Consider the following 24,295-nt stretch of genomic DNA (forward strand, 5'->3'; position numbering starts at 1 on the left):
TCTGCGGGGACGCCGACCGGGGAAACGGGAGTTTTCATGCAACGCCATCTTGCGCGCAGCGCCATCGCCGCTGCCATTCTTGCCGCTTTCAATGTCCAGGCCGCCGAGCCTCTCACGGACCATGGCACCATCGTCGTCACCGCCACCCGTCAGCCGACTCCAGCGCGAGATTTGCTGAACGACTTCAGCGTATTGATCCGTAGTGATATAGAGAAAGCGGGGCCGAGTGCGACGCTAGGCGACCTGCTTTCACGCCTACCTGGAATTGAGCTATCCCGAGAAGGGGGGCGTGGCGCCAACGAGAGTATTTTCATCCGTGGCACAAACTCAGGTCATGCCCTAATTCTCATTGATGGTATTCGCGTGGGTTCTGCCACCCTGGGACAGGCTAATCTTGCGGCTCTACCGGTTGAGCAGATGGAGCGTATCGAAGTAGTTCGTGGCCCGGAGTCCGCACTTTACGGCAGCGACGCTATTGGCGGGGTGATCAATATTTTCACTCGTGGTTCGAAAGAGAGCAGCTTCTCTGCCAAGGCGGGATTTGGTAGTCGCGGTAGTTATGTGGCCAATGTCGCAAAGAAGGGCAATATCGGCGACCTGAGCTATCAAGTTAGCTTCGGCACTAACGGTGAAGATGGCAAGTCCAACGTGACCAATAGTGATAGTTTCGCCTACAACCCGGATAAGGACGGATTCTGGAAGCGCACTGCCGCCATGCGCGTGGACTACAAGCTTTCGTCTGCGGCGGAAGTTGGTGCCCAATACTTCTACAGCCAGGGGCAGAACAAGTTCGATACTTCCTGGCCAAACAAGAACTACGACTGGAAAACCTACAGCAGGATCAGCGGGTCCAGTGCATATGCGCGTTTGCAGCCAGCCAAGGAATGGACCACCTCGATACGGTTCGACCGCAGCGTGGATGAAAGCGACACCGTGCCTTCACAAACCATCGGTGAGCTCCGTGACGACTTTCGCACCGAACGAAAACAGATCACCTGGCAGAACGACATCAACCTGCCCGTCGGACGTGCGCTCATAGCGGTGGACCATCTGAAAGAACAGATCGTTACATCGAGTGCCTTCAGCCTGAGTGAACGTGATATCAACTCCCTGTCCCTGGGGTGGGATGCAAGCCTGGAGAGGCATCGCTGGCAGGCAAATGTTCGCCGGGACCGCAATTCACAATATGGCGCAAAAAACACCTACAACCTGGGATATGGATATCAGCTCGCCCACTTTTGGCGTCTGGCAACCAATGTTGGCACTGCGTTCAAGGCGCCCTCGTTCAACGACCTGTACTACCCCAATATTCCTTTTGTCGGCAGCGGCAACCCCAATCTCAGGCCAGAAACATCCCTCAACCGGGATGTAGCAGTTCATTATGAGACCGAGGTCTATAAAACCAGCCTGACAGTGTTCCGCAACGATATCAAGAACCTGATCAGTTGGGAAGAAACCAGTCCTGGGTCCTGGTTCTACACGCCGGCGAATGTCGGCAAGGTCCGGATCGATGGCTGGAGCCTGAGCTATCAATGGTCCATCATCGACGGCTGGAAGCTGAGGGCCACCTGGAATGATCAGGATGCTCGCGATGCCACCACAGGCAACCGCCTGGCGCGCCGTGCCGAAAAATTTGGCACCTTGGGCCTGGAACATGAGACAAATCAATGGGTAATCGGTGTAGAACTGCAGGCATCGGGCGACCGTTACGATAATTTGGCGAATACGCGCCTCCTCGGTGGTTATGGCCTGGTCAATGTCCATAGCAGTTATCAACTTTCCCCTGAGTGGTCTGCCTTCGCCCGGGTGGACAATCTGTTCGACAAGCACTATGAACTGGCGCGTAGTTCGAACGCCACATTTTCCACTCTGGGTAGCACGGTGTTCATTGGTCTCCGCTTTCTGACAAAGTAAGCCATGCCCACCCGCCGCCGTGCCCTCGTCGTGCTGTTGCTGCTGCTGCTTCTGGTGGCGGCCAGCCTGGTGGTGGGCCTGGCGGCGGGAACCCTGCCGGTCAGCGCCGCTGACCTGCTGTCCCTGGTGGGCGGCGAAGGCGGCGGCATGGGGGCCGAGGTGGTGCGCACCCTGCGCCTGCCCCGGGTGCTGGGGGCCTTCGCCTGCGGTGGCCTGCTGGCCCTGGCCGGCGCCCTGATGCAGGTGTTGTTGCGCAATCCCCTGGCCGATCCCTACGTACTGGGCATTTCCGGAGGCGCGGCGGTGGGCGCACTTTCGGCCATGCTGCTGGGTTTCTCCCTGATGGGACTGAATCTGCTGGCCTTCGGCGGCGCCCTGGGTGCCATGTTGCTGGTCTTCGGCCTGGCCCATGGCGACAGTAGCTGGACCCAGACCCGACTGCTGCTTACCGGGGTGATCATTGCCGCCGGCTGCGGCGCGGTGGTGGCCCTGATCCTGTCCATCACGCCGGAGCAGAAACTGCACGGCATGCTGTTCTGGCTGATGGGGGACGCCGGCCAGATCCTCCGCCCGGAACCGGCCCTGGCCGCCCTGGCGGTGGGGCTGGCCTGTGCCATGCCTTTTGCCCGGGAACTGAACCTGCTGGCCCGAGGCGCCACCCTGGCCAGTTCCCTGGGGGTAGCGGTGCCCCGCTTGCGGGGGCTGGTCTATCTGCTGGCTTCACTGCTCACCGCCTTCGCCGTCACCACGGCCGGCAGCATCGGCTTCATCGGCCTGGTGGTGCCCCATCTGCTGCGCCTGGCCCTGGGCAACGACCAGCGCCTGCTGCTGCCCGCCGCCACCCTGGCCGGCGGTGCCCTGCTGGTCCTGGCCGACACCCTGGCCCGTACCGTGGTGGCGCCCCAGCAATTGCCGGTGGGGGTGCTGACCGCCCTGATCGGTGTGCCGATTTTTTTGTTCCTGTTGGCGCGACAGCCTGCGGCCAAGCCATGAGTACCCTATTACTCGACGCCAGCCGCCTGGATGTGTCGATCGCCGGGCATCTGTTCTGCCACGACCTGGACCTGCAACTGAACAGCGGGGAATCCCTGGCCATCCTAGGACGCAATGGCGCGGGGAAATCCACCCTGCTGGCCACCCTGGCGGGACTGCGCCCGGCATCGGCCGGAGTGCTGCGGATCGGAGGCCTCGATCCGGCGCAGGCGCCCCCCCGTGCCCTGGCCCGGATTCGGGGCTATCTGCCCCAACAGCAGCACGATCCCTTCGCTTCCACCGTGCTGGAATCGGTGTTGGTCGGCCGCCACCCCCACCTGGGCCGCTGGGAATGGGAAGGCGAAACGGATCAGCGACTCGCCACCACCGCCCTGGCGGCCGTGGGCCTGGCGGAATTCGCCCAACGGGAAGTCCACACGCTCTCGGGGGGCGAGCGCCAGCGCCTGGGCATTGCCATGCTGCTCACTCAGCAGCCCCAGCTTTTCCTGCTGGACGAACCCCTGGCCCATCTCGACCTGAACCACCAGATCGCCGTGCTGGACCTGTTCTCCACCCCGGACCGGGACTGGGGCGCCACCGTGGTGATGGTGCTCCATGAGCCGGGCCTGGCCCTGCGCTATTGCAGTCGCACCCTGCTGCTGTTCGGCGACGGCCAGTGGCTGGAGGGCACCAGCGCGGAGGTGATCACCGCCGAGAATCTGTCGCGGCTCTACGGCCATCCCCTCCGAATGTTGCAGGATGGCGAACAGCGCTGGTTTGTCCCCACATGAAAATCATCCCCGGAACCTTTTGATGAAAACTCGTACATTGATGATCCAGGGGTGTACCTCCGATGCTGGGAAAACCACCCTGGTAGCTGCCATGTGCCGCATTTTGCGGCGACGGGGCGTTCGGGTGGCACCCTTCAAACCTCAGAATATGGCACTGAATTCGGCGGTAACCATTGATGGTGGTGAAATCGGTCGTGCTCAGGCTCTCCAGGCTCAGGCCGCTGGTTTGCCACCCCGGATCGATTTCAATCCGGTACTGCTCAAGCCCACCACGGATAGTCGTGCCCAAGTGATCGTTCATGGCCGGGCCGTGACAGACCTGGAAGCTGCGGCCTATCATGACTACAAACAGACAGCGATGGATGCCGTTATGGCCTCTTGGCGGCGTCTGATGTCCGAGTTTGAGTGCGTGGTGGTGGAAGGGGCCGGCAGTCCGGCGGAGATCAATCTGCGGGACCGGGACATCGCCAACATGGGTTTCGCCGAGGCCGCCGACGTGCCGGTGATCCTGGTGGCGGACATCGACCGGGGCGGCGTCTTCGCCCATCTGGTGGGAACCCTGGACCTGCTCTCCCCCTCGGAGCAGGCGCGGATCAAGGGTTTCGTGATCAACCGTTTCCGGGGCGACATCGCCCTGCTGCAACCGGGTCTGGACTGGCTGGAACAGCGCACCGGCAAACCGGTGCTGGGGGTGCTGCCCTATCTCCATGGCCTGCTGCTGGACGCCGAGGACGCCATCGCCACGGCAGACCTGGAGAAAGCCACGCCTCAGCTCCGGGTTGTCGCTCCGGTGCTGCCGCGCATTTCAAATCACAACGACCTGGATCCCTTGCGCTTGCATCCGGAGGTGGATTTCCGCTGGGTGGGGCCGGGCCAGATCCCGCCCCCCGCCGACTTGGTCATCCTGCCGGGGTCCAAGAGCGTGCGAGCCGACCTGGAATGGCTCCGCCGCGAGGGCTGGGAGCCCTATCTGCTGCGCCATCTGCGCTATGGCGGCAAGTTGCTGGGCATCTGCGGCGGCTTTCAGATGCTGGGGCAGCGGCTCCACGACCCCCGTGGCCTGGAAGGCAAACCCGGCAGCAGCACGGGACTGCGATTGCTGGATTGCGAAACCACCCTGGCGGAGGAGAAGCAGTTGCGTAATGTACGGGGCCGGCTGCAGCTGGGGAAGACAGCTGCCATGACCGGCTACGAGATACACATGGGCGTGACCCATGGACCTGCGCTTGCACACCCCCTGGTTTGCCTCGATGATGGCCGGGAGGAAGGTGTCATGGGGCCCGAAGGCAACATCCTGGGCAGCTATTGCCATGGCTTGCTGGACCATGGCGAGGCCCTGGCAGCCATCCTGGCCTGGGCCGGCATGCAGCAAGCCGCGCCAGTGGATCTCGCTGCCCGCCGGGAGGCGGATCTGGATCGCCTGGCCGACGCAGTTGATGAGGCCCTGGATTGGGCAACCTTTACAAACTTATATTCGATCGGTTAAACACGATCATCGGAGCACTTACATGAGTGAACGCGGCATCAAGCAGAAGGGTGGGGCAAAGACCGCCCGCATTCCCATCAAGGTGGTGCCGGCCGCTCAGCCCCTGAAAAAACCCGACTGGATCCGGGTCAAGGTCGGCAGCAGCGCGGGACGCTTCGACGAGGTCAAGCAGGCCCTGCGCGACCACGCCCTGCACACCGTCTGCGAGGAAGCCACCTGCCCCAACATCGGCGAATGCTTCGGCAAGGGCACCGCCACTTTCATGATCCTCGGCGACATCTGCACCCGCCGCTGCCCCTTCTGCGACGTGGGTCACGGCAAGCCCCTGCCTCCCGAAGCCGAAGAGCCGGAAAAGCTGGCCCGCACCATCGCCGCCATGAAGCTCAAGTACGTGGTGATCACCAGCGTGGACCGGGACGACCTGCGGGACGGGGGCGCCCAGCATTTCGTGGACTGCATCCGGGCCGTGCGTCAGCATTCCCCCAGCACCCGGATTGAGGTGCTGGTGCCGGACTTCCGCGGCCGCCTGGAGATCGCCCTGGAAATTTTCGAGCAGGCCCTGCCCGACGTGATGAACCACAACCTGGAAACCGTGCCCCGGCTCTACAAGCAGGCCCGGCCCGGCGCCGACTACGCCCACTCCCTGCAACTGCTGAAGGATTTCAAAGCCCGCCACCCGGAGGTGACCACCAAGTCCGGCCTGATGGTGGGTATCGGCGAGACCGACGAGGAAATCCTGGCCGTGATGCGGGACCTGCGGGCCCACGACGTGGACATGCTGACCATCGGCCAGTACCTGGCCCCCTCCGGCCACCACCTGCCGGTCCTGCGCTATGTGCATCCGGACATCTTCAGGATGTACGAGGCCGAAGCAGGCAAGATGGGCTTCACCAACGCCGCCTGCGCTCCACTGGTACGCTCAAGCTATGAGGCAGAACGACAGGTTGCTGAAAACCAAAATGCAAGGCGTTCTGTGACCATATAAGTACGAAAGGAACCTTAGAAGTATCGACATACTCTCTGGATGAGTGTTCAGATATACCTATCGGAGGATTAGCGAATTACGTCGGTGTGTCATACGTTTTCTATTTGCTTTCACTTTTGCGGCTGATCTGCGACGAAGCCAAATCTCAAGGATCGTAATAGTGCTAATGGCTGTCGAAATTATCAAGATGGATAGCATCTGATGTGCCTTGAGCCAGGGCATAAAACCTGAGAGTGCCGTTAGCGCTCCTACGCATTGGGAGTGTCAGAAATTCTGTGTGTGAGGCGGGCTGAGACTTTTCCACGGTGCGGCCTGCCGAAGGTCCCTCGAGACCGTAGGTGGGCGGCGCGGTGGGAAAGTCGGGACTCATTTTATCCTCGGGCAGCCTCAAAGCGTTCGGCATAGAGGATGGCAAATTGATTCATCGCCTCCTTCCAATCCCTTGTGGCACGGCCCCAGTCGGCGGTGATGTTGCGCAGGGCCAGCCAGATCAGCTTGGTGGCTGCCTCGTCGCTGGGGAAATGCCCCCGCGTCTTAATGATCTTGCGCAACCGGGCATTGATGCTCTCGATGGCATTGGTCGTGTAGATCACACGGCGGATCGGTGCCGGAAACGCAAAGAACGGAATCACCTTGTCCCACGCCCGGCGCCAGGCCGCCACCACGGTCGGGAATTTCGTCCCCCACAGCCCCGCCTCGAAGGCATCCAGTTCGGCCTGTGCGGCCTCGGCGCTGGGCGCCGTGTAGATGGGCTTGATCGCTGCTGCCAGCGCCTTGCGCTCCTTCCAACTGGCGTAGTCGAGGCTGTTGCGGATCAGATGCACGATGCAGGTCTGCAAGGTCGTCGCCGGGAACACCGCCTCCAGGGCTTCGCCCATGCCCTTCAGACCATCGGTGACGGCAATCAGGATGTCGGCCACACCCCGGGTCTTGAGGTCATTGAAGACCTTCATCCAGAACTTGGCGCCCTCGGTCCCTTCGATCCACAGACCCAGGATGTCCCGCGTCCCATCAGGCAGGATGCCCAGGGCCAGATAGATGGCTTTGTTGCGCACCACGGCGTCTTCCCGGATCTTGACCCGCAGGCAGTCAAAGAACACCACCGGGTACATCGGTTCCAGGGGACGGGCTTGCCAGGCGGTGACTTCGGCCATCACGGCATCGGTGACGGAACTGATGAACTCGGGCGAGACCTCGGTGCCGTACTGTTCCCTCAGGAAGCCCTGAATTTCGCGCATCGTCATCCCCCGCGCGTACATGGCGACGATCTTGTCGTCGAAGCCGGTGAAGCGCCGCTCGTGCTTGGGAATCAGGACCGGTTCGAAACTGCCGGCCCGGTCGCGCGGAACGTCGATCTTCAGCGGCCCGTCGTCGGTCAGGACAGTCTTGCCGCTGACGCCGTTGCGGTGATTGCCCGCCTCCGGCGGCTTATCCGCGCCGGGCGGGTAGCCCAGGTGATGGCTCAGCTCTGCCCCGAGGGCGCGCTCGATCAGGGCTTTCTTGAAGGCCATCGAGGCAGCATTCACCGCCTCCGCCGTCATCGGGCCGCTGACAAACTGGTCAATGATGTCTTTCGGAATGGCCGGCAGCGCAACCGCCGGCTTCTTCTTGCTCGTCTTGCTTGGCATACATGCTCCTTTGGCAACATGTTATGCCTCACACACAAAAATTCAGACAGGCTCTACGCATTCAGCTAATCCTTTAATTAGAGGCCAGCATTTCATGATGACACACCATCATCCTTGGCTACGACTGAGGTCGATGTGATCTGTAATGTATGTATCCACCACAATCGCCAACACGAGACTGTAAAAATCCAGAAGCTCAGGAAATGGACATTGTTGGGAGGGCTCTTCTTTGGAGACCGAGTCGTGGAAGATTTTCCTGTTCATGGTTTGCACTCACTTTTGATATCGGCCTCCAAGAACTACCTCTCTGGATTTTTCGGAGAGTGGGGTGGAGGATTTGAGACTAGCTTCCCATGAACTTCTAAAAATGCAACATACCGTCACCCAGGTAAATGACCCCGGTAGGAAATCACTTACCTAGAATCTCAGCTGATTCACAAGCTGGCGGTTACTTATTTTTTGTTACAGCAATTTTTCGTGGTCGTCCCGGTCCCCGCTTTTGAACGACATCAGATAGAGCTATGTTTTCATCACCTGTACCAAGGTTATTGATCCAAGCATCAAAATGATCTGATCGGATACGTTTGAGCTTTCCACCAAGCGGAACAGGTTTTGGAAAGTTCTTTGGTGCATTACGGATGCCAACTACCCATTTGGCAATAGTCCCGTGGCTTACACCCAGCCGCATAGCGACCTGATGGTAGTCGAGCAATACAACATCAGCCATATGTGGCCTCCGATGAGGCCCCACTGGCGTAGCGATAATGTGGGGTAAGGTTCACGATTGGATACGGCTCGTGTTAGGCCGTTTTGTCCACCGCCAAGTGAACCGTCGTCCATAGACGTAGCCCATGGACATGTAGCTGCCGTGCTAAGGGCAGCGCCCGGCTTTGGCCGAGCTCAAGCCTGAGCGGCAGAACCGCAACAAGCCTTGTTTGCGCTGTTTTATTTTTTATCCCCAGCTAGGATAGACGTATTTTTATCAGGTGACAGGTAGTTGTCAAGAATTTTTTGTGCTGGTGTTCCTTAACCCAGTTTCATAGCCAAATCCTCAGCCCGGGGATGATAGTACCTCTTCAGCATCCTCAGATCCTTATGCCCAGTCACTGCTGCGAGCTCGATGACATTTGGCAGTTTCTCCGCAAGCCGACTCGTTCCCTCATGCCTTAGATCATGAAATCTGAAGTTATCAAGTCCAGCTCTGCGTACTGCCCGCTCAAAAGCCAACTTTAGGGCATTTGCAGTGACCGGAAATACCTTAATACCCTCTGCTTGATCGTCGCCCACGGGAGATTTTTCTTGCTCCCGAAGCGTCACAACGCGACTAGCCCCTTTCTTTTTATCTTCCTGGGCGCGCTTCAATTCACTCAAAATCGTCACCGCACGACTCGAAAGGGGCACAGTCCTAGACTCCCCGTTTTTTGTCAGCGGTAGGTGAGCAATCCGCCGTTTTAAGTCTACGTTTGGCCAAGTTAGAGACAGCAGTTCGCCGCGCCTCATGGCAGTCTCAATTGCTAGAAGCACCAAGGGCTTGATCCAATGATTCCGTGAGCCTTGACGATACTTCTTACCATCCTCCCGCTCAAAGTCGCCCGCATGATCCTCCAGGGCTGCCAGAAGGCGCCCCTCCTCTCCAGCCTCCAGCCTTCGGTCACGCCCCGGGCCAGTAGGTGGGCGGCGGATACCAGATACTGGATTCTGGATGGCGAACATCAGTTCCTTCCGTGCCCAATTGAAAACAGCAGACAGGATATTTAATTCCCTGTTCACTGTACTGCCAGCACAGCCAGCATCAAGACGGCGGTCTCGCCATTCAGCAACAACTAGGGGCGTCAGTGCAGAAAGTTTGTATTTGCATATCTCATCCCCTTGCAAGGTCTTTAGTCGAAGTATTTCAATTTCTGCTCCCCGCTTGGTGGGGGCCACATCCTGCGCATATCTTTCTATCAACTTGAACAGTGTGGTGGACTCAGCGGCGGATCTGTCCTGCCACTCACCCCGGTCCATCTCCCGCTCTTCTGCTCGCGCCCATGCTTCTGCGTCCGAGCGCCGTGCAAAGGTTTTACTCTTTGGCGGATAGCCGTCTCGCCGAACCTTAGCTTGCCATCGCCCATCACGTGACACGATCGTTGCCATACCCTTTGCTCCTAATACTTGAATATTTAAATCAACTGTCCCGAATTTGTCCCATCTGGATTAATAATTGCACAAATAGGCATGGTTGAGGCATTTGGATTACCATTCACACGGCAGGGGTCACAGGTTCAATCCCTGTACCACCCACCAAAATTCCGCACGCATAGTCTCAATGAGTTGCAAGATGGCCGACTGATCCAGCCGGCCATTTTTTCCCTAAACTCGAGGGCCACTGTCCCGAACTTGTCCCATCCAGCTTGGCTGCGCATGGCCAGGAGCCATTGATGGCCTGCTTTGTGCTGGTCGCGAGAGGGGGGCGAAGTTCATCAAGAGAACTGCCACGAAATTCGACGGGCAGGTCAGTCAGGTCTGCTCCCTGCGCATTCCTTGAGGTGCGCCGAGTGCCTCGGGGATATAGGTACGGTTCGGCGGCTGGTATTTATCTGGTCCGCTGCCTGGCGATGAACTCGTCGAGCACCTGGTACAGGTACTGGCAGTCCTCGACGGTCATGGTCGGATGGCAGGGCAGCATCAGGCCGTTGCGCATCACCCGCTCCGCATTGGGACAACCCTCGGGATCGACGCGGTACTCCACACCCTTCATCATTGGCTGGCGCGCAGCATGACCGGAGAAAATCACCCGCGTGAAGATGCCCGCATCCTCCAGATGGATTTGCAGCTCCCGCCGGCTCCAGCCCAGTTCCGGCCGCAGCATCACCGGATAGCAGATCCAGGTGGTGAATACCTCGGGATGAACCCGGGCCTTGATGAACACGTCCGAATTCTTCTCCAGATACTGCGCGTGAAGATCGAAGCGCTCCTGGCGCAGACGGGTGAACATGTCCAGCTTGTTGAGCTGCTCGTGGCCAAAGGCCGCACCCGCCTCGTTGGGGATGAAACCGTAGGCGATTTCCTCGAAGATGAACATCCCGTCGTACTCGATGTCCCCCAGGTTTTCCAGGAAGCGGCCATCGCTGTCGCCCTTGCGGGTGCCGTGCATGAACTTCTCCAACCTTGTGACCCAGCAGCTTGGCGCGTCGGGTCCTTCGAGGCCGTAAATTTGCAATAGGGGGACTAAATTGCTCAGTTTATTGCCGCAAACCCCGATTCGGTGCAACATAAGCGTCGTCATGACCGCGCCTTCGACACGCAAATCCCTCCAGGCCGTACCCGCCGACTTCGCCGTGACGTTGCTGCGGGACATTGCCGCCATCGGAGAGAATCCGGTGCAGATTCTCTCCCGACTGCGTCTGCCCTTCTCCCTGGACGACCTCCAGACGGGCCAGATACCGGCGGTCTCGGAGCGCCAGTTCATCCTGATTTACCGGGAATGCATCACCGTCCTTTCCATCCATGCCAACCGGGAGCGCAACCTGCCGCCCATGAGCAAGGATGAAGTGGATATGCTCTGTTATTGCGTGATCAATTGCGAGACCCTTGAGCAGGTGATTCAGCGGGCGGCTCGGTTCTGCGCCATGTTGGGGGGTAGGGCGGCAGAGCTTTCCCTGGAAGTGGCAGGCGACCAGGCCGTTTTCCACATGGATACCCTGCGGCTACCCCATAGCACCAGCGGTCTCTTGGCCGACCTGACCGGGCTCTCCTTCTACCATCGGCTGTTCAACTGGCTGATCGGCGAAACCATCCCAATCGCCGGCTACGGGGTGACCTACGAGAACCGGGGCAACAAGGAAACCCTGTTGCGCCTTTTTCACCATCCGATCCTCTATAACCAGCCGGGCAACCATTTCCGTTTTCCCGAGAAATATCTGTCAAAACCGGTGGTACGCAGCTACCAGCGGCTGGTGGAACTGCTCAACGTATTTCCCTTCGACCTGATGCGGGACCCGGCGGCAAACGGCCAGTTCGCCGAAGCTATCGAGCATCTGATTTCCACCCAGTTGGCACGGGGAGAAGCAATTCCGACCCTGACTCAGTTCGCGAGTTTTTTCAACATCAGCAGCGCCACCTTCCGCCGCCGCTTGTCGGAGGAAAACGTCAGCCTGGGCGAGATCAAGGAACGATGCCGGCGTGATCTGGCCCTGGAACTCCTGGCGCCGGAATTCCGGCTCAAGGTCGCCGACGTGGCGATACGCCTCGGTTTCAGCGATTCACGGGCCTTCCGCCGGGCCTTCCGTCTATGGACCGGCCAGTCGCCAGACGATTATCGGAACCTGCGGTCGGAACATCCGGGCTGACGTCTGCGTCGGGCCGCACGTTGGTGTGTGATTTACGTGGAAACGATCCGTCCCTCTTTCAGCAGTTTATCAATGTGATCTGTGCCGACACGGAACACGAATCCATTGCACCGGAGAAATTGCTTCGAGCATTGTCGCGATGCTTGAGACGCCACGGATGCAGTCTTGCCTTGCATTTGATCGGCTTATCGGCGCAGTCGGGTTCCTCGTAGGAGGGCGAGTTTCAACAGCCTGCCAACTTCCTCGCAGTTGCCGGCGATAGGTGGGGACTGTGCCGATCGGCCTTGACTGTGTGCGCTTTCCCCGTCGGGTCTTTGCCTCAAGAATCAATTCGAATCGCGTCGCCGATCAAGAATTCGGAAGTGTCCAGGCATAAGCTGCCAGTGCCTGAAATCATCGGGGCGAACCCTCGGGGCTCGATCTGGTGACATCAGTGCAGTAGCACGATTTCTTGTCCGGGAAAGCGCGCCTGGAGCCTGAAGGACTTACTAGTTCCCTACTGGGCAAGCGTTTCCCAACCGGTAGCTGATTTCACCCTACAACTGGATGATGACCACTAACCCAATTAAACGAGTCTGCGTTGCCGGCGCCGGCGCCATTGGCAGCTTGTTCGCAGGGCACCTCGACAGTGTCGCCGTATCCACCGTCCTCACGCGTCGCCAGGAGCATGCGGATCAACTGAATGCCCAAGGCCTGAAAGTCAGCGGCAAGACCAACCGTCATGCCAAGGTCCTGGCCTCGACCAATCCCGCCGACCTGGGCGACGTGGATCTGGTCATCATCGCCACCAAGGCCAGCGCGGTGGAAGAGACGGCCAGGAGCATGGCCGGTCATTTCCCCCATGCCCTGGTGATGACCGTCCAGAACGGCCTGGGCTGCGAGGAGGTGGTGGCGCGCTACGGCGCCTGGCCCATCATCTCTTCAGTCACTTTCATGAGCGGCAATCGCCATTCCGACGTTCACGTCGAATACGAGCTCGATACCGCTACCTGGATGGGTCCTTGGGCCAAGCGCGACGCCAGCTATGAGCAGGTGCAACAGGTCGCCGCCCTGATCGAGGCCGCGGGCCTCAAGGCCAAGGCCTTTCCCGATCTGCTACCGGCCCAGTGGTCGAAGTTGATTTTCAATGCGACGGTGAATAGCGTCGCGGCTGTCAGCGATCTGCCCCATGTGCGGGCTTTTGCCGAGCGGGGTGGTCTTGCCGATCTGGGGCATCTGGTCTTTGCCATGATGGATGAAGGCAAGCGTGTGGCGGCCGCCAAGGGCATCGATCTATTCGAAGACCCCTGGGAAATGAATGTGGAAGCCACCAGCCATGGTCAGACTGGCGACGAGGACTACGCCCATGCCCCGTCAATGCTGGAGGACATCCGCGCCCGGCGGCTCACGGAGATCGACTGGATCACTGGCGCCATCGTGCGAGCTGCCCAGGAGGCCGGGGTCCCGGTGCCGATCAACGAAACCTTGTATCGGCTGGTGAAGGCGCGGGAAGCCAGCTGGAAGATCAACAAGCACAACCATTGAATGGGGGAATCCATGAAAGTATGCATAATCGGCTGCGGGGCGATCGGCAGCCTCTTTGGCGCCCACCTGGCGCGTCTTTCGGATGTGGAAGTCTGGGCCTATGACCCGAATCAGGCCCATGTGGATGCCATCAACAAGAATGGCCTGTGCCTCACCGGACTGGCGGATTTCGTCGTGCCGGTGCGGGCTCGCTCCAATGCCAGGGAAATTCCCGAGTGCGACTTCGGCATCATCGCCGCCAAGACGCTTCACACCCGTCCGGCCATCGAAGCGACTGCCCACATCTTCAGGAATGGCGCAGTCTGTTCGGTCCAGAACGGTGTCGGTAACGAGGAAATCCTCGCCGAATACGTGCCCCGCGTCATTATGGGGACGACCTTTCCCGCCGGCCACATCGTCGCTCCCGGCGTCGTGAATCAGGATACCGGCGGCAAGACCTGGATCGGTCCCTTTGGGCCGAAGCCCGCCTCCATGGCGGAAGTCGAGCAACTGGCCGATGCCATCAACCGCGGCGGCATGATCTGCCTGCCGATGGAGGACGCCCGCGGTGCCCTATGGACCAAGCTGATCTTCAACTCCGCCTCCAACGCCATGGGCGCCCTCACGCGGCTGCCCCACGGCATCGCCTGCGAACAGGTCTGGCCGGTGATGTTCGGACTGGCCCAGGAGGGCATTGCGGTGGCCAAGGCTCTGGGCGTGACCCTGGATGGCGATCCGGTTGCGTTGCTGGAATATGGCAAGCAGGTGGCCTACAAACACAAGCCCAGCATGCTGCAGGACGTCCTGGCTCAGCGGGCCACCGAGGTGGACGCCCTCAATGGGGGCATCGCCCGGATCGGCAAGGAGATCGGTGTGCCCACCCCCCTCAACGACGCCATGGCCGTGATGATCAAAGGCTTGGAGTTTTCCTGGACCCTGAAGGATTGAGACCGACCATGAGCAAATACATCAGCCCCTACACCCCGAGCCAGGGGGAAATAGAGCGCCGCTATATCAATGTCCGCAACGCGATGCAGCAGGCCGGCCTTGACTACCTGATCGTCAGCGGCAGTGAATACACGGGATTCGAGGGGGCCGTGCGCTACATGTGCGGCTTCCACATCCTGCACCGCTATGCTTATGTCGTTATTCCGCTGACGGGTGACCCTGTCGCCGTGTTTCCCAGGGAAGCAACCTGGGTCGGCGATCATGGTGCCACCTTCATCGCAAAGCGCGAATTCCCCGCTCATTGTGGCGAGTGGATGGCCGGATTCCTGAAGGACAAGAGGGCCAGTAAAGTCGGCGTCTACGGCCTGGAATATGTCATGAACGTGCGTGACTACGCCGCCCTGCAGAAGGCCGGTTTGGATCTGGTGGACTTCGATACTCCCTTCGACTACGCCAGAGCCCAGAAGAGCGAGGAAGAACTGGCTTCCGTGCGCCATTCCATGGAAATCAACAAAGCCGGCGTGCTGGCCGTGTTGAAGGCTTACCGGGAGGGCATGACCGAGGCGGCGCTGATGGGCGTGGCCGAGGAATTGTTCGCCGCCGCCGGTACGGCGCGCAAGACCATGGACATGATGTGTTCCGGACCTAATGGTTCCATCAGCCCCCAGATGGTGTTCCCCACCGGACGTGCTTTGCGGGATAGCGATGCCATGGTGTATGGCCTGGAAATCGCGGGCGAGGGTGGTCACTGGGTCGAATTCTCACGAGTATTGGCGCCCCAAGGGGTCGACGCGGTGACCCTGGAAATGTTCACCGCCTATCAGGAGTTCCACGAACTGGTAAGAATCCACATGAAGGCCGGCGCCACCGCCGAGGAAGTTCATCGCGCCTGCTCCAAGCCCTTGCTTGATCGGGGCTATCGCCTGGGTCACGTCTCCGGCCACTCCATCGGCATGACCATGATCGAGATGCCCCGCATCGGTGAAGGTTATGATTTCGTCCTGCCGGAGAACATGGTGTGCTCAATGCATCCCCATATCATGACCGAGGACCGGACCCATTCCCTGTATTTCCAGGAAACCTATCGGGTCGGCAAGAACGGCGGGGAGGCCCTGTCGGGGGTGCCGATCAAGGTGTACCACGGAGGGGAGTCCTCCTTCTAGGCAAGATGTGTCAATGTGCAACGAGCTTAAAGGCTGCATACCTTGCGGGATGCAGCTTTTTTTTTGGGGGGGGGGCGGGATGTTCCCTAGGGGCGCTCGCTCGGTGATGGCGTTCCCCGGAAATTTCTGGTGCGCGGGTGGTGTAATTGGTAAGTCGTCTGTAAGAAATTGCAGGCAGCGTGGCAAGGCGGCGAGCCCTGGTTCATTGCCGGGAGATTCATTTTCAGACTTGGTTCGTCGCCGGCTTCAGTCTCTCCTGGGCTCGCGGATTGCAGTGCAATGTCGGCCCTCCTATCCCGTTGTTGTATCGCTTTGGAAATGGCAATGCCTTCCGATGTTGCGTTGCGAAAAAATGCCCGGCAGTGAGTGGATAGTCCATGGGGTCTGCGGATAACCTTTTTTGCGTGATTCGTTTAATTTCTCGAGTAGTGCACTAGAAAAATATTTCAGGAGGAATGACGAAGTGGGCGGGTGCGTTACGGAACTCTGTCGAGGTGGGTGGGGCCCCGAAATCTCGGGCCGGAAGGGTGCTTGTCATGTACCTCTGTGCGGTGTGCTGGAGCTCCGGAATCGCGGGGTTGGCTGCAGTCACGAATCAATTGAGCACCTGGCTCCGGTAAATGCCGGAAGGAGCAGGCTATGAAATCCATTATGACGATGGCCGCCTTACTGGTAATCGCGGGTTGTTCCCGGGATCCCGACATGGCCGCTGTCGATGTTGAAGCGAAGAAATCGATCAAGCGCTATGACATTACCCAATCCCTGGCGGCCAACGGCAAGGTTCTTGTCGCGGGGACTCAGAGCGGTGCGGCACTGGTATCCAGGGATGATGGAAAAACCTGGGCAAGGCAGATGTTGGGTCCGGTGTCATTGACGGGAATGGCGGTTTGTCCCGATGGCAGTTTTGTCGGCATCGACTTCAATCACAAGGTCTGGGTCGCTGATGTCAATGGCGAAAACTGGAAGTCCAGCGCACTGGAAAAGCCCCGGGTTCCCCTGGCGATCACCTGTGATTCTCTTGGGCGCTGGCATGTGGCTGGATCGGGAGCCAAGATTGCCGTCAGCAGTGATCAAGGGGGCAGCTGGCAGCTGACCGATCTGGAAGAGGATGCCCAGATCACCGCCCTGCAAATGATCGACGAGAAGCAGGGTGTCGCCCTGGGAGAGTTCGGCCTCAGCGCCAGGACGGAAGACGGCGGTGCCACATGGAAGAAAGCTGCACCCATTGCCGGTGAGTTCTATCCCTATGCTGTTCTTTTTGTGGATCACAAGGAAGGCTACGCCAGTGGCCTGGCCGGTACCGTTCTGCGCACCCGGGATGGCGGCGTCACCTGGACCCGGATAGGCAATGCCTCCGGAGCTTCCCTGTACCGACTCTTCCTGCATGGTGGCAAACCCCATGGTGTCGGCGCCGGCGGTGTCGTGGCGCGACTGGAGGGCGATAGCTTCCGCGCCATCGCCTACCCGGATGCAGCCCCCGTCTTTTTGGGGGCCGGCGCGTCTCTTCCTGGCCAGCCTGCCGTCGTCATCGGCGGTCCTGGTGGCCTGGTCCGCGTTGTCGGCACCCAAGTTAATTGAAGGAAAGTCTCATGGTCAGCCGCATGCACGCCCTGCGCCACAAAATCACCCATGCCCTGCATCGGGGCGAAGAATGGTTGTTCGCCAATCCCAAGATCGTCCTGGGCTTGATTCTGTCTGCGACTTTCCTGTTTGGGCTCGCACTGCCCAAGCTGCGGGTCTATTCCGACTTCGCCGATCTGCTGCCCCAGAACCACAGCTATATCCAGACCTACAACCGGATCAAGGAAAACTTCGGCGGCGCCAACATGATCGTCGTCGCCATCGAGGTGGAGAAGGGGACCATCTTCAACGACGAGACCTTGCAGCTGATTCATCAGGCGACCCAGGGGGTCGATGATCTGCCGGGGGTCAATCACAATCTGGTATCCAGCCTGACCCATCGTACCGCCCGCAAGGTCTATCTCTCGGCGGAAGGTTCCTTCATGTCCGAGCCCTACTACGATCCCACCAGGCCGCTGCGCACGGTGGCCGAGCTGGAGCAGATCAAGAAGGATGTGATCGCCAATCCCAACCTTTACGGCCTGCTGGTTTCCCCCGATCTGAAGGCGGCCCTGATCAAGGCCCAGCTCAATGAATCCGGCATCGACTACGCCAAGACCTTCGAGGCCTTGCAGAAGGTCAGGGCCGATGTTGCCAGGCCTGGACACCGTATCCACGTCACCGGCAATCCGGTCCTGACCGGCTGGGTCTACACCTACACCGAGCAGATCGTGCTGATTCTGGCCTATACGGCGGTGCTGATCGCTGCCCTGCTGGTGTTGTACTTCCGGCGCTTTTACGGCATCGCTCTGCCCATGCTCGGCATCGCCCTGTCCTCCATCTGGGGTCTGGGTTTCATGGCGCTGATGGGCATCAACCTGGAGCCCTTGTCGCTTCCCATCCCCTTCCTGATCGCCGCCCGCGCCACTTCCCATGGGGTCCAGCTTGTGGCCCGCTATTACGAGGAACTGGCGAAGGTGCACAACGGCAAGAAGGCTGCCCGCAACGCCCTGGATGCCCTGTTCCGGCCGGGTTCCCTGGCCATCATCGTGGACGCCATCGGCATCGCCGTACTGGTGCTCGGTGCCGCGCCCTTCAACCACAAGCTGGGTGTCGCCGCCGGTTTCTGGGGCTTCTCGGTCATCTTCACGGTGCATTTCATGGTGCCCCTGGCCCTGACCGTATTGCCCCAGCCCAGAACCATGGAGAACAAGAATCAGGGTGTGAGAAACATCCTCGGCAAGGCCATGGCCCGTACCGGCGGCACCCAGGGCGGCGCCCGCACCATCCTGATACTGGCGGCCCTGGGGGCCATTGGCGGCTCGTATTTCGTGGGGCGGGTCCAGATGGGAGAGTCCGAACCCGGCAGCCCCCTGCTGCATCGGCATCACGATTACAACCAGTCCACCAAGGCCATCAACACCCTGTTCCCGGGTTCCGAGGAACTGCATGTGGTGGCACGGACCGACGAGAAGGGCGGGATCAAGAAGCCGGAGGTCATGGCCGCGATCGAGCGTTTCCAGGCCCATATGCTCAGCGATCCAGGATTGGGCGGCACCAAGGCCATCCCCGGCGTCGTGCGCGTGGTGAACCGGCTGACCCACAATGACGACCCGCGCTGGATGCAGATTCCGGACAACGCCGATGAAGTGGGTGGCCTGATGTTCGCCTACATGGCCAGCAGCCCGATACCCGGTGCCTTGAAGGAATTCATCAATCCGGACGAGAACGAAGCCGACATGGTGTTCTATTACAAGGATCACCAGGCCGAGACCATCGCCCGCGTGGTGGCGGTGGCCAATGCCGGCATCAAGCAGATCGAGGCCGAGGTGCCCGGACTCCACATCGAGCTGGGCGGCGGCATCATCGGTGTCACGGCTGCGGGCAACCAGGCCCTGCACACGGACCACATGATCATCATCCCGGCTGTGATGATCCTGGCTTTCCTGCTGGTGATGGCCTATTACCAATCGGTTCATGCCGGCTGGCTGATGGTCCTGCCCATGCTGTTCTCCACCCTGATGACCTATGCCTACATGGGGGCATCCAACATCGGCATCAGCGTCAATACGGTTCCGGTGATTGCCGTCGGTGTCGGTGTCGGCATCGACTACGCCGTGTATTTCATGGACCGCATCCGGGAAGAGATGGCCATCACGCGCAATATCCACAAGGCGGTGGTGAATGCCGTCGCCACCACCGGGTATGCCGTCTCCTTCACCGCAGCGATGCTGATTGCCGGCGTCGTGATGTGGATCTTTCTCTCGGACCTGCGTTTCCAGTCCGATGCCGCGGTCCTGCTTTCCTTCATGCTCATCGTCAATGCCATTGCGGCGATGCTGATTGTTCCGGCCTGGTGCGTGGTGTTCCGGCCCCATTTCGTCGTGGCGACCCATTACGACGAGGACGGCGTGCTGGAAGAGGATCTGGAGGGAGTCGCCAAGTCGCAGCAGCCCAGGGCAGCCTAGGGGCAGGGTAGGTGTTTGGATGTCGAATCCGGTATTTCAATCGCGTAGGTAATTACAAGGAGGATGTAGGCATGAAACGAAAAAGCAGACTGGAGCATCGCCGCATCGTTGGATTCATGGCCCTGGCCCTGGCGGCGATGGGGGCCACTGCGGTTCATGGCCGTTCTAACGATGTATCGGCCGACGGTCAGGCGGAACCCTGGAAGGTGGATGTCTATTACGAGAACGACACCCGCTATCGGGGCAAGGATGCCACCGGCAAGAAGGTGGGGCTGTCCAAGTTCCGCAATACGATCCAGGTTGAGGCCGATCGCAAGATGGGCGACGGCTGGGCCTTCCACGGCGTGTTCCGGGGCACCTACGACGGCGTCTATCGGATGAACAAGGACCAGTTCGGGGAGGATGCCGGGAGTCAGAGCGCTGCTGATGTGCGCTTCCGCAATACCGTGAGCCAGTCCATGGGCCTGGCGTCCACCGTCCCCTTCGGTGGCGGCCTGGGCAAGACCACCAGCAACGAGGCCCTGCTGCCTGCCGGCGTTCCCGCGGTGGCCGGCTTCGGCGGCGATGCCCTGGTGGGCCTGGTCTATCAGGGCGCCTTCAACGTGGGCCTGATTCCGGGGGTACCGCCGGCAAACACGGCCTTCGTGGACTCCTACGGTGCCAATAATCCTGGCACGGGCCTGCGTGTGGTGGGCGACCGGTGGCATCCCGCCGACAATGGTGTCTCCTTCGCCGTTCCCGTCCGTCCCTGCGATACCGACAGTCGGGGCTGCCGGGATTTCGGCGGTTATGGTGACCGCAAGCTGAGCGAGCTGGAGTCCCCCGAGTTCAACGAGCGGCTGGATTTCCTGCGGGAAGTCTATGTCAAGAAAACCTTCACCCTGGCGGATGGCTCGGACCTCTTCCTCAAGCTGGGCAAGCAGCAGGTAGTGTGGGGCCGGACCGACCTGTTCCGCGTCCTGGATGTGATCAACCCGGTGGATTACTCCCGCAACAACATCTACGACGAACTCCAGGACATCCGCATTCCCATGTGGATCGCCCAGGCCGAGTGGCGCATGGGGGCCTCCGAGTCCATGCAGGAGCGCAACTTCTCCGTGGTCTGGAACTTCGACAAGTTCCGCGCCAACAATCTGGGCCAGTGCGGAACCCCCAACGTGGCACTGGATGCCGGCTGCTTCTTCCGCGGCATGGCCAACCTCTGGGACAACGGCGGCACGGTGGCCAACTTTGCCCACTTGAGCACGGGCACCACGCAACTGGTTCAGGCGGGAGGCGGTCCTGCCCTGCCCACGGATGCCTATCTGGCCACCAACTTCGGACCGGGGCAGATCGGTATTCGCGATGTGCGCCTGCCCGACTGGAGGTTTTCCAACACCCAGATCGGAGCCAAGTACGAGGGGGTGACCCAGGGGGGCCTGTCCTTCTCCCTGAATGCCCTGCACTACCGCTCCCAACTACCCAGCCTGCACGCCTTCAACAGCGCCCAGAATCCCTTCACCAGTCAGAACCCGGACCCCACGACTCACTTGATCGCCTTCGACATGCATTTCCCGAAGGTGAATCTGCTGGGGGGCTCCATGGACTTCCAGTCCGAGGCTCTGGGAGCGGCCTTCCGTCTTGAAGGCGCCATGAGCTGGGGCGAAGAGTTTGCCAACACGGCGCGGCCGGAGCTGTATTCCCGCAACAAGGTATGGCGTTCGGTGATCGGCATCGACCGGCCCACTTTCGTCCCCTTCATCAGCACCAGCCGCACCACGCTGATTTCGGCCCAGTTGTTTTACCAGCACATCTTCGATCATGAAGAGTACAGCGGTCCCCTGGGCCGTTACGGCATGCCCGACTGGAAGAACAATGTGATCGGCACCTTGCTGATCAAGGGTTTCATCATGAACGACCGGGTCAGCCCCCAGCTGATCATGGCACGGGACTTCAAGGCCAAGGCCTGGGTGGCCTCGCCCCAGGTGGAGTGGAGCTTCACCGACGACTTCAAGGTCACGGTGGGCGCCAACGTCAAGGGCAAGAGCGATATCGGCGCCTGGTCATGGAGCGACTGCCGGGATTGCAATCCCTATGCGCCCTACACCCAGTATGACCAGCATGCCCAAGGCCTGATGCCCACGGGCGCCGGTGCCGGGCCCCTGGGCCTCGCCGGACTGGAACCCCTGGGCCGCTTCCGCGCCGGTCCCATCGGTGCCGCCAACAAGGAAAACGAAATCTACGTCACCTTGCGCTACCAATTCTGATTCAGGAGACATGACAACATGAAACGTACTTTTATCGCGCTTGCCGTCGCCGGCCTTGCCGCCTCGTCCTTCGCCGCCACCGAGTCCGATGTGGATAACAGCTTCTCCCCCTACAAGGGTGGATTCCCGACACTGCCCGGATTGACGCCGGGTGTCGTGATCACCAAGGCCAATGTGGAACAGTTCAAGGCGGCTTTCGACCCGGGCCTGTTCGATATGGTCAAGGCTGGCTGGGTGGAGATCAAGGTCGGCAAGAGCTCCGATTTTCCTCAGCCCAAGCCCTATATCGAGGCCACCCGCAAGAACCTCAACAAGGCCAAGCTGGGCGCCAAGAACGGTGAGCTGGAGGGCTTCATCGCGGGACGTCCCTTCCCGGAGGAGCCCAAGGAAAGCGATCCCCGGGCCGGCGAGAAACTGGCCTGGAACTACAAGTACGGGGTGAACTACGGCGACTCCGGATCCATCTACCCCTTCTACTGGCGCTACCGCAATGCCGCCACGGGCCAGATCGAGCGCACCATCAAGTTCCAGTTCAACTTCCTCAACTTCATGCACCGCACCGAGCAGGCGCCGATCCCGGAAGTGACCCCGAACCCGGCGAAGATGTTCCGGGCGATCTACGCCAAGGTCTTCGAGCCCCAGGATCTGAAGAACACCCAGCTCCTGATCCAGCGCTTCGAGGACGACACCAAGCTTGACGATGCCTACCTGTCCCTGGGCTTCCAGCGTCGCGTACGTCGTCTGGCGACAGGCCAGACCACTGATGCCTTCCTCGGCTCCGACATGATGATCGAGGACTTCGAGGGCTATAACGGCCGGATCTCGGACATGAAGTGGGCCTACAAGGGCACCAAGAACATTCTGGTGCCCTTCTTCAACCATAACGAGCAGAAGCTGACCGACGAATACAAGGAACCGGACGGGTACAAGTTCGTGGATTTCCACGGCAAGGGCAATTGCATGCCCAACGTCACCTACCAGCTGCGCAAGGCCTATGTGCTGGAGGCCACGCCGGTGAACCCGAACCACCCGATGAGCAAGAAGGTCATGTATCTGGATGCCCAGACCATGTATCCGGGCCGGGCCGTGATCTACGACCGCAAGGGCCAGCTCTGGAAGAACTTCACCATCGGCAAGTCCCACCCGGACCATCACCTGCCGGCCAACAAGGGCAGCGATATCTCCCTGGATGACTCCTTCTCCCAGGTGGATATGCAGGCCATGCACTGCACCACCGGCCAGTTCAAGGTGCATATCGACGCCAAGCTGAATCCCCCGGGACTGTTCAGCGTGCAGAACATGCGCGGCGGCGACTGAGTCTCGGCGTCTGATGCGGTAGCGATGCCTGGAGGGCGGTGTGCATGCCGCACACCGCCCACTCAAGGTCGCTGTTTCTATCCCACCTTTGATTGGGAGCGGTTATGGCTTTGCAAAAATTAAAGGACTTCCATACGCCGGGCACCATGGAAGAGGTTCTGGCCCTGCTTGGCAAGGACCAGGAAACCCTGGTGCTTTCCGGAGGAACCTTCCTCCATGGTTTGGAGGCCCGGGGCCTCTTGAGCGATGTCGAAGTCCTGGTGGACATTCGCAAGGTCGGCCTCAATACGGTCAAGGCCGACGACGGGGGCCTGGATATCGGCGCCACGGTGAACTTTGCCCAGCTCCAGAAGCTGGACGAGGTCAGGAACGCGCCCTGGCTGGCTGGCTTGGCTGATGCCCTGGAGTATCCGCCGGTACAGATTCGCAACACCGCCACCATTGGCGGTTGTGTCGCGGCCTCCTGTCCTTTCTTCGACATTCCCACGGCCCTGCTGACGCTGGATGCGGCGGTGACGGCCCGGGGCACCCAGGGGCAGCGCCGGATACCCTTGCCGGAGTTCTTCGCCGGCATGTTCGCAAACTCCCTGGAGCCCGGTGAATTCGTCATCGGTGTTTCGCTGCCCCGCGCAGGGGGCAATACGGCGGGTGCCTTCATCAAGCTGGAAGGCAATGCCAACGACCTGGCCATTGTGAACGTCGCCGTCCGCATCACCGTCGATGGGGCCAGGACATGCACCGATGTGCGCGTGGCCCTGGGCGGCGGGGTGGCGGAATCCGCCATTCGGGCGCCGTCGGTCGAAGCCATTCTGCTCGGATCAAGGCTGGATGCCGATACGCTCCAGGCCGCGGCCGACGAGGTGGTCAATGACATCGACCCGATGTCCGATCATCGCGCCTCCGCTGACTATCGGCGAACGGTGGCCAAGGTGATGACACGCCGGACGCTGGAACGCGCCCTGGCACGTTTGGCTTGAAAAGGG

18 protein-coding genes are annotated in these 24,295 nt (G+C 60.2%); 14 read left to right on the plus strand and 4 right to left on the minus strand.

The genetic code is table 11. The features are described 5' to 3' along the window. The first annotated feature begins 36 nt into the window (after positions 1 to 36). From DENOEST_RS05675 to lipA, 5 genes are read left to right on the plus strand one after another with little or no spacing between them, the layout of a single operon-like run. Entirely contained in the window at positions 37 to 1,914 is a 1,878-nt protein-coding gene (locus DENOEST_RS05675; protein ID WP_145772312.1) for a TonB-dependent receptor domain-containing protein, read from the plus strand. Between the two features lie 3 nt (positions 1,915 to 1,917). Continuing rightward, complete coding sequence (locus DENOEST_RS05680) at positions 1,918 to 2,907, plus strand: FecCD family ABC transporter permease (RefSeq protein ID WP_145772313.1); 990 nt, start codon at positions 1,918 to 1,920, stop codon at positions 2,905 to 2,907. Further along, positions 2,904 to 3,677 carry an ABC transporter ATP-binding protein gene (locus tag DENOEST_RS05685; protein WP_145772314.1) on the plus strand — a complete coding sequence of 258 codons (774 nt, stop codon included), beginning with the start codon at positions 2,904 to 2,906 and terminating at the stop codon, positions 3,675 to 3,677. The genes DENOEST_RS05680 and DENOEST_RS05685 overlap by 4 nt, the downstream gene beginning before the upstream one ends. Before the next feature lie 22 nt (positions 3,678 to 3,699). Next, positions 3,700 to 5,163, plus strand: coding sequence for a cobyric acid synthase (locus DENOEST_RS05690; RefSeq protein WP_183148213.1), 1,464 nt, complete (start codon positions 3,700 to 3,702; stop codon positions 5,161 to 5,163). 22 nt (positions 5,164 to 5,185) lie between these two features. Next, positions 5,186 to 6,148, plus strand: a complete 963-nt coding sequence (gene lipA, locus DENOEST_RS05695; RefSeq protein WP_145772419.1) for a lipoyl synthase — start codon at positions 5,186 to 5,188, stop codon at positions 6,146 to 6,148. A gap of 371 nt (positions 6,149 to 6,519) precedes the next feature. On the opposite strand, the gene DENOEST_RS05700 is transcribed toward lipA, so the two are convergent. The 4 genes from DENOEST_RS05700 to DENOEST_RS05715 all read right to left on the minus strand — a co-directional run bounded on the left by DENOEST_RS05700 (position 6,520) and on the right by DENOEST_RS05715 (position 10,912). Beyond that, the gene (locus DENOEST_RS05700; RefSeq protein ID WP_145772418.1) at positions 6,520 to 7,776 is read right to left on the minus strand and encodes an IS256 family transposase; all 1,257 of its coding nucleotides are present in this window, start codon (positions 7,774 to 7,776) and stop codon (positions 6,520 to 6,522) included. A 448-nt stretch (positions 7,777 to 8,224) separates the two neighbouring features. Beyond that, the gene (locus tag DENOEST_RS05705; protein WP_145772417.1) at positions 8,225 to 8,503 is read right to left on the minus strand and encodes a helix-turn-helix transcriptional regulator; all 279 of its coding nucleotides are present in this window, start codon (positions 8,501 to 8,503) and stop codon (positions 8,225 to 8,227) included. A gap of 299 nt (positions 8,504 to 8,802) precedes the next feature. Continuing rightward, positions 8,803 to 9,912: a site-specific integrase gene (locus tag DENOEST_RS05710; protein WP_145772416.1), complete on the minus strand. Its 1,110-nt coding sequence runs from the start codon at positions 9,910 to 9,912 to the stop codon at positions 8,803 to 8,805. Positions 9,913 to 10,351: 439 nt separating this feature from the next. Next, the gene (locus tag DENOEST_RS05715; RefSeq protein WP_183148214.1) at positions 10,352 to 10,912 is read right to left on the minus strand and encodes a DegT/DnrJ/EryC1/StrS family aminotransferase; all 561 of its coding nucleotides are present in this window, start codon (positions 10,910 to 10,912) and stop codon (positions 10,352 to 10,354) included. A 130-nt stretch (positions 10,913 to 11,042) separates the two neighbouring features. On the opposite strand from DENOEST_RS05715, the gene DENOEST_RS05720 reads away from it, so the two are divergent. The 9 genes from DENOEST_RS05720 (at position 11,043) to DENOEST_RS05760 (ending at position 24,289) form a co-directional block, all read left to right on the plus strand. After that, positions 11,043 to 12,107 carry a helix-turn-helix transcriptional regulator gene (locus tag DENOEST_RS05720; RefSeq protein WP_145771695.1) on the plus strand — a complete coding sequence of 355 codons (1,065 nt, stop codon included), beginning with the start codon at positions 11,043 to 11,045 and terminating at the stop codon, positions 12,105 to 12,107. A gap of 546 nt (positions 12,108 to 12,653) precedes the next feature. Further along, the gene (locus DENOEST_RS05725) at positions 12,654 to 13,631 is read left to right on the plus strand and encodes a ketopantoate reductase family protein (RefSeq protein WP_145771694.1); all 978 of its coding nucleotides are present in this window, start codon (positions 12,654 to 12,656) and stop codon (positions 13,629 to 13,631) included. A 12-nt stretch (positions 13,632 to 13,643) separates the two neighbouring features. Then, the gene (locus tag DENOEST_RS05730; protein WP_170228269.1) at positions 13,644 to 14,558 is read left to right on the plus strand and encodes a ketopantoate reductase family protein; all 915 of its coding nucleotides are present in this window, start codon (positions 13,644 to 13,646) and stop codon (positions 14,556 to 14,558) included. A gap of 8 nt (positions 14,559 to 14,566) precedes the next feature. Further along, entirely contained in the window at positions 14,567 to 15,721 is a 1,155-nt protein-coding gene (locus DENOEST_RS05735; protein ID WP_145771692.1) for a M24 family metallopeptidase, read from the plus strand. Positions 15,722 to 16,360: 639 nt separating this feature from the next. Continuing rightward, positions 16,361 to 17,299 carry a WD40/YVTN/BNR-like repeat-containing protein gene (locus DENOEST_RS05740; RefSeq protein WP_145771691.1) on the plus strand — a complete coding sequence of 313 codons (939 nt, stop codon included), beginning with the start codon at positions 16,361 to 16,363 and terminating at the stop codon, positions 17,297 to 17,299. Between the two features lie 11 nt (positions 17,300 to 17,310). Then, positions 17,311 to 19,749: an efflux RND transporter permease subunit gene (locus tag DENOEST_RS05745; RefSeq protein WP_232096452.1), complete on the plus strand. Its 2,439-nt coding sequence runs from the start codon at positions 17,311 to 17,313 to the stop codon at positions 19,747 to 19,749. Between the two features lie 71 nt (positions 19,750 to 19,820). Next, positions 19,821 to 21,995 (plus strand): DUF1302 family protein, encoded by a 2,175-nt coding sequence (locus tag DENOEST_RS05750; RefSeq protein WP_145771690.1) that lies wholly within the window; start codon positions 19,821 to 19,823, stop codon positions 21,993 to 21,995. Positions 21,996 to 22,013: 18 nt separating this feature from the next. After that, positions 22,014 to 23,312 carry a DUF1329 domain-containing protein gene (locus tag DENOEST_RS05755; protein ID WP_145771689.1) on the plus strand — a complete coding sequence of 433 codons (1,299 nt, stop codon included), beginning with the start codon at positions 22,014 to 22,016 and terminating at the stop codon, positions 23,310 to 23,312. 104 nt (positions 23,313 to 23,416) lie between these two features. Then, positions 23,417 to 24,289 (plus strand): FAD binding domain-containing protein, encoded by an 873-nt coding sequence (locus DENOEST_RS05760; protein ID WP_145771688.1) that lies wholly within the window; start codon positions 23,417 to 23,419, stop codon positions 24,287 to 24,289. Positions 24,290 to 24,295: the final 6 nt, after the last annotated feature.

It is taken from the genome of Denitratisoma oestradiolicum, from assembly GCF_902813185.1.
Taxonomy (GTDB): Bacteria; Pseudomonadota; Gammaproteobacteria; order Burkholderiales; family Rhodocyclaceae; genus Denitratisoma; species Denitratisoma oestradiolicum.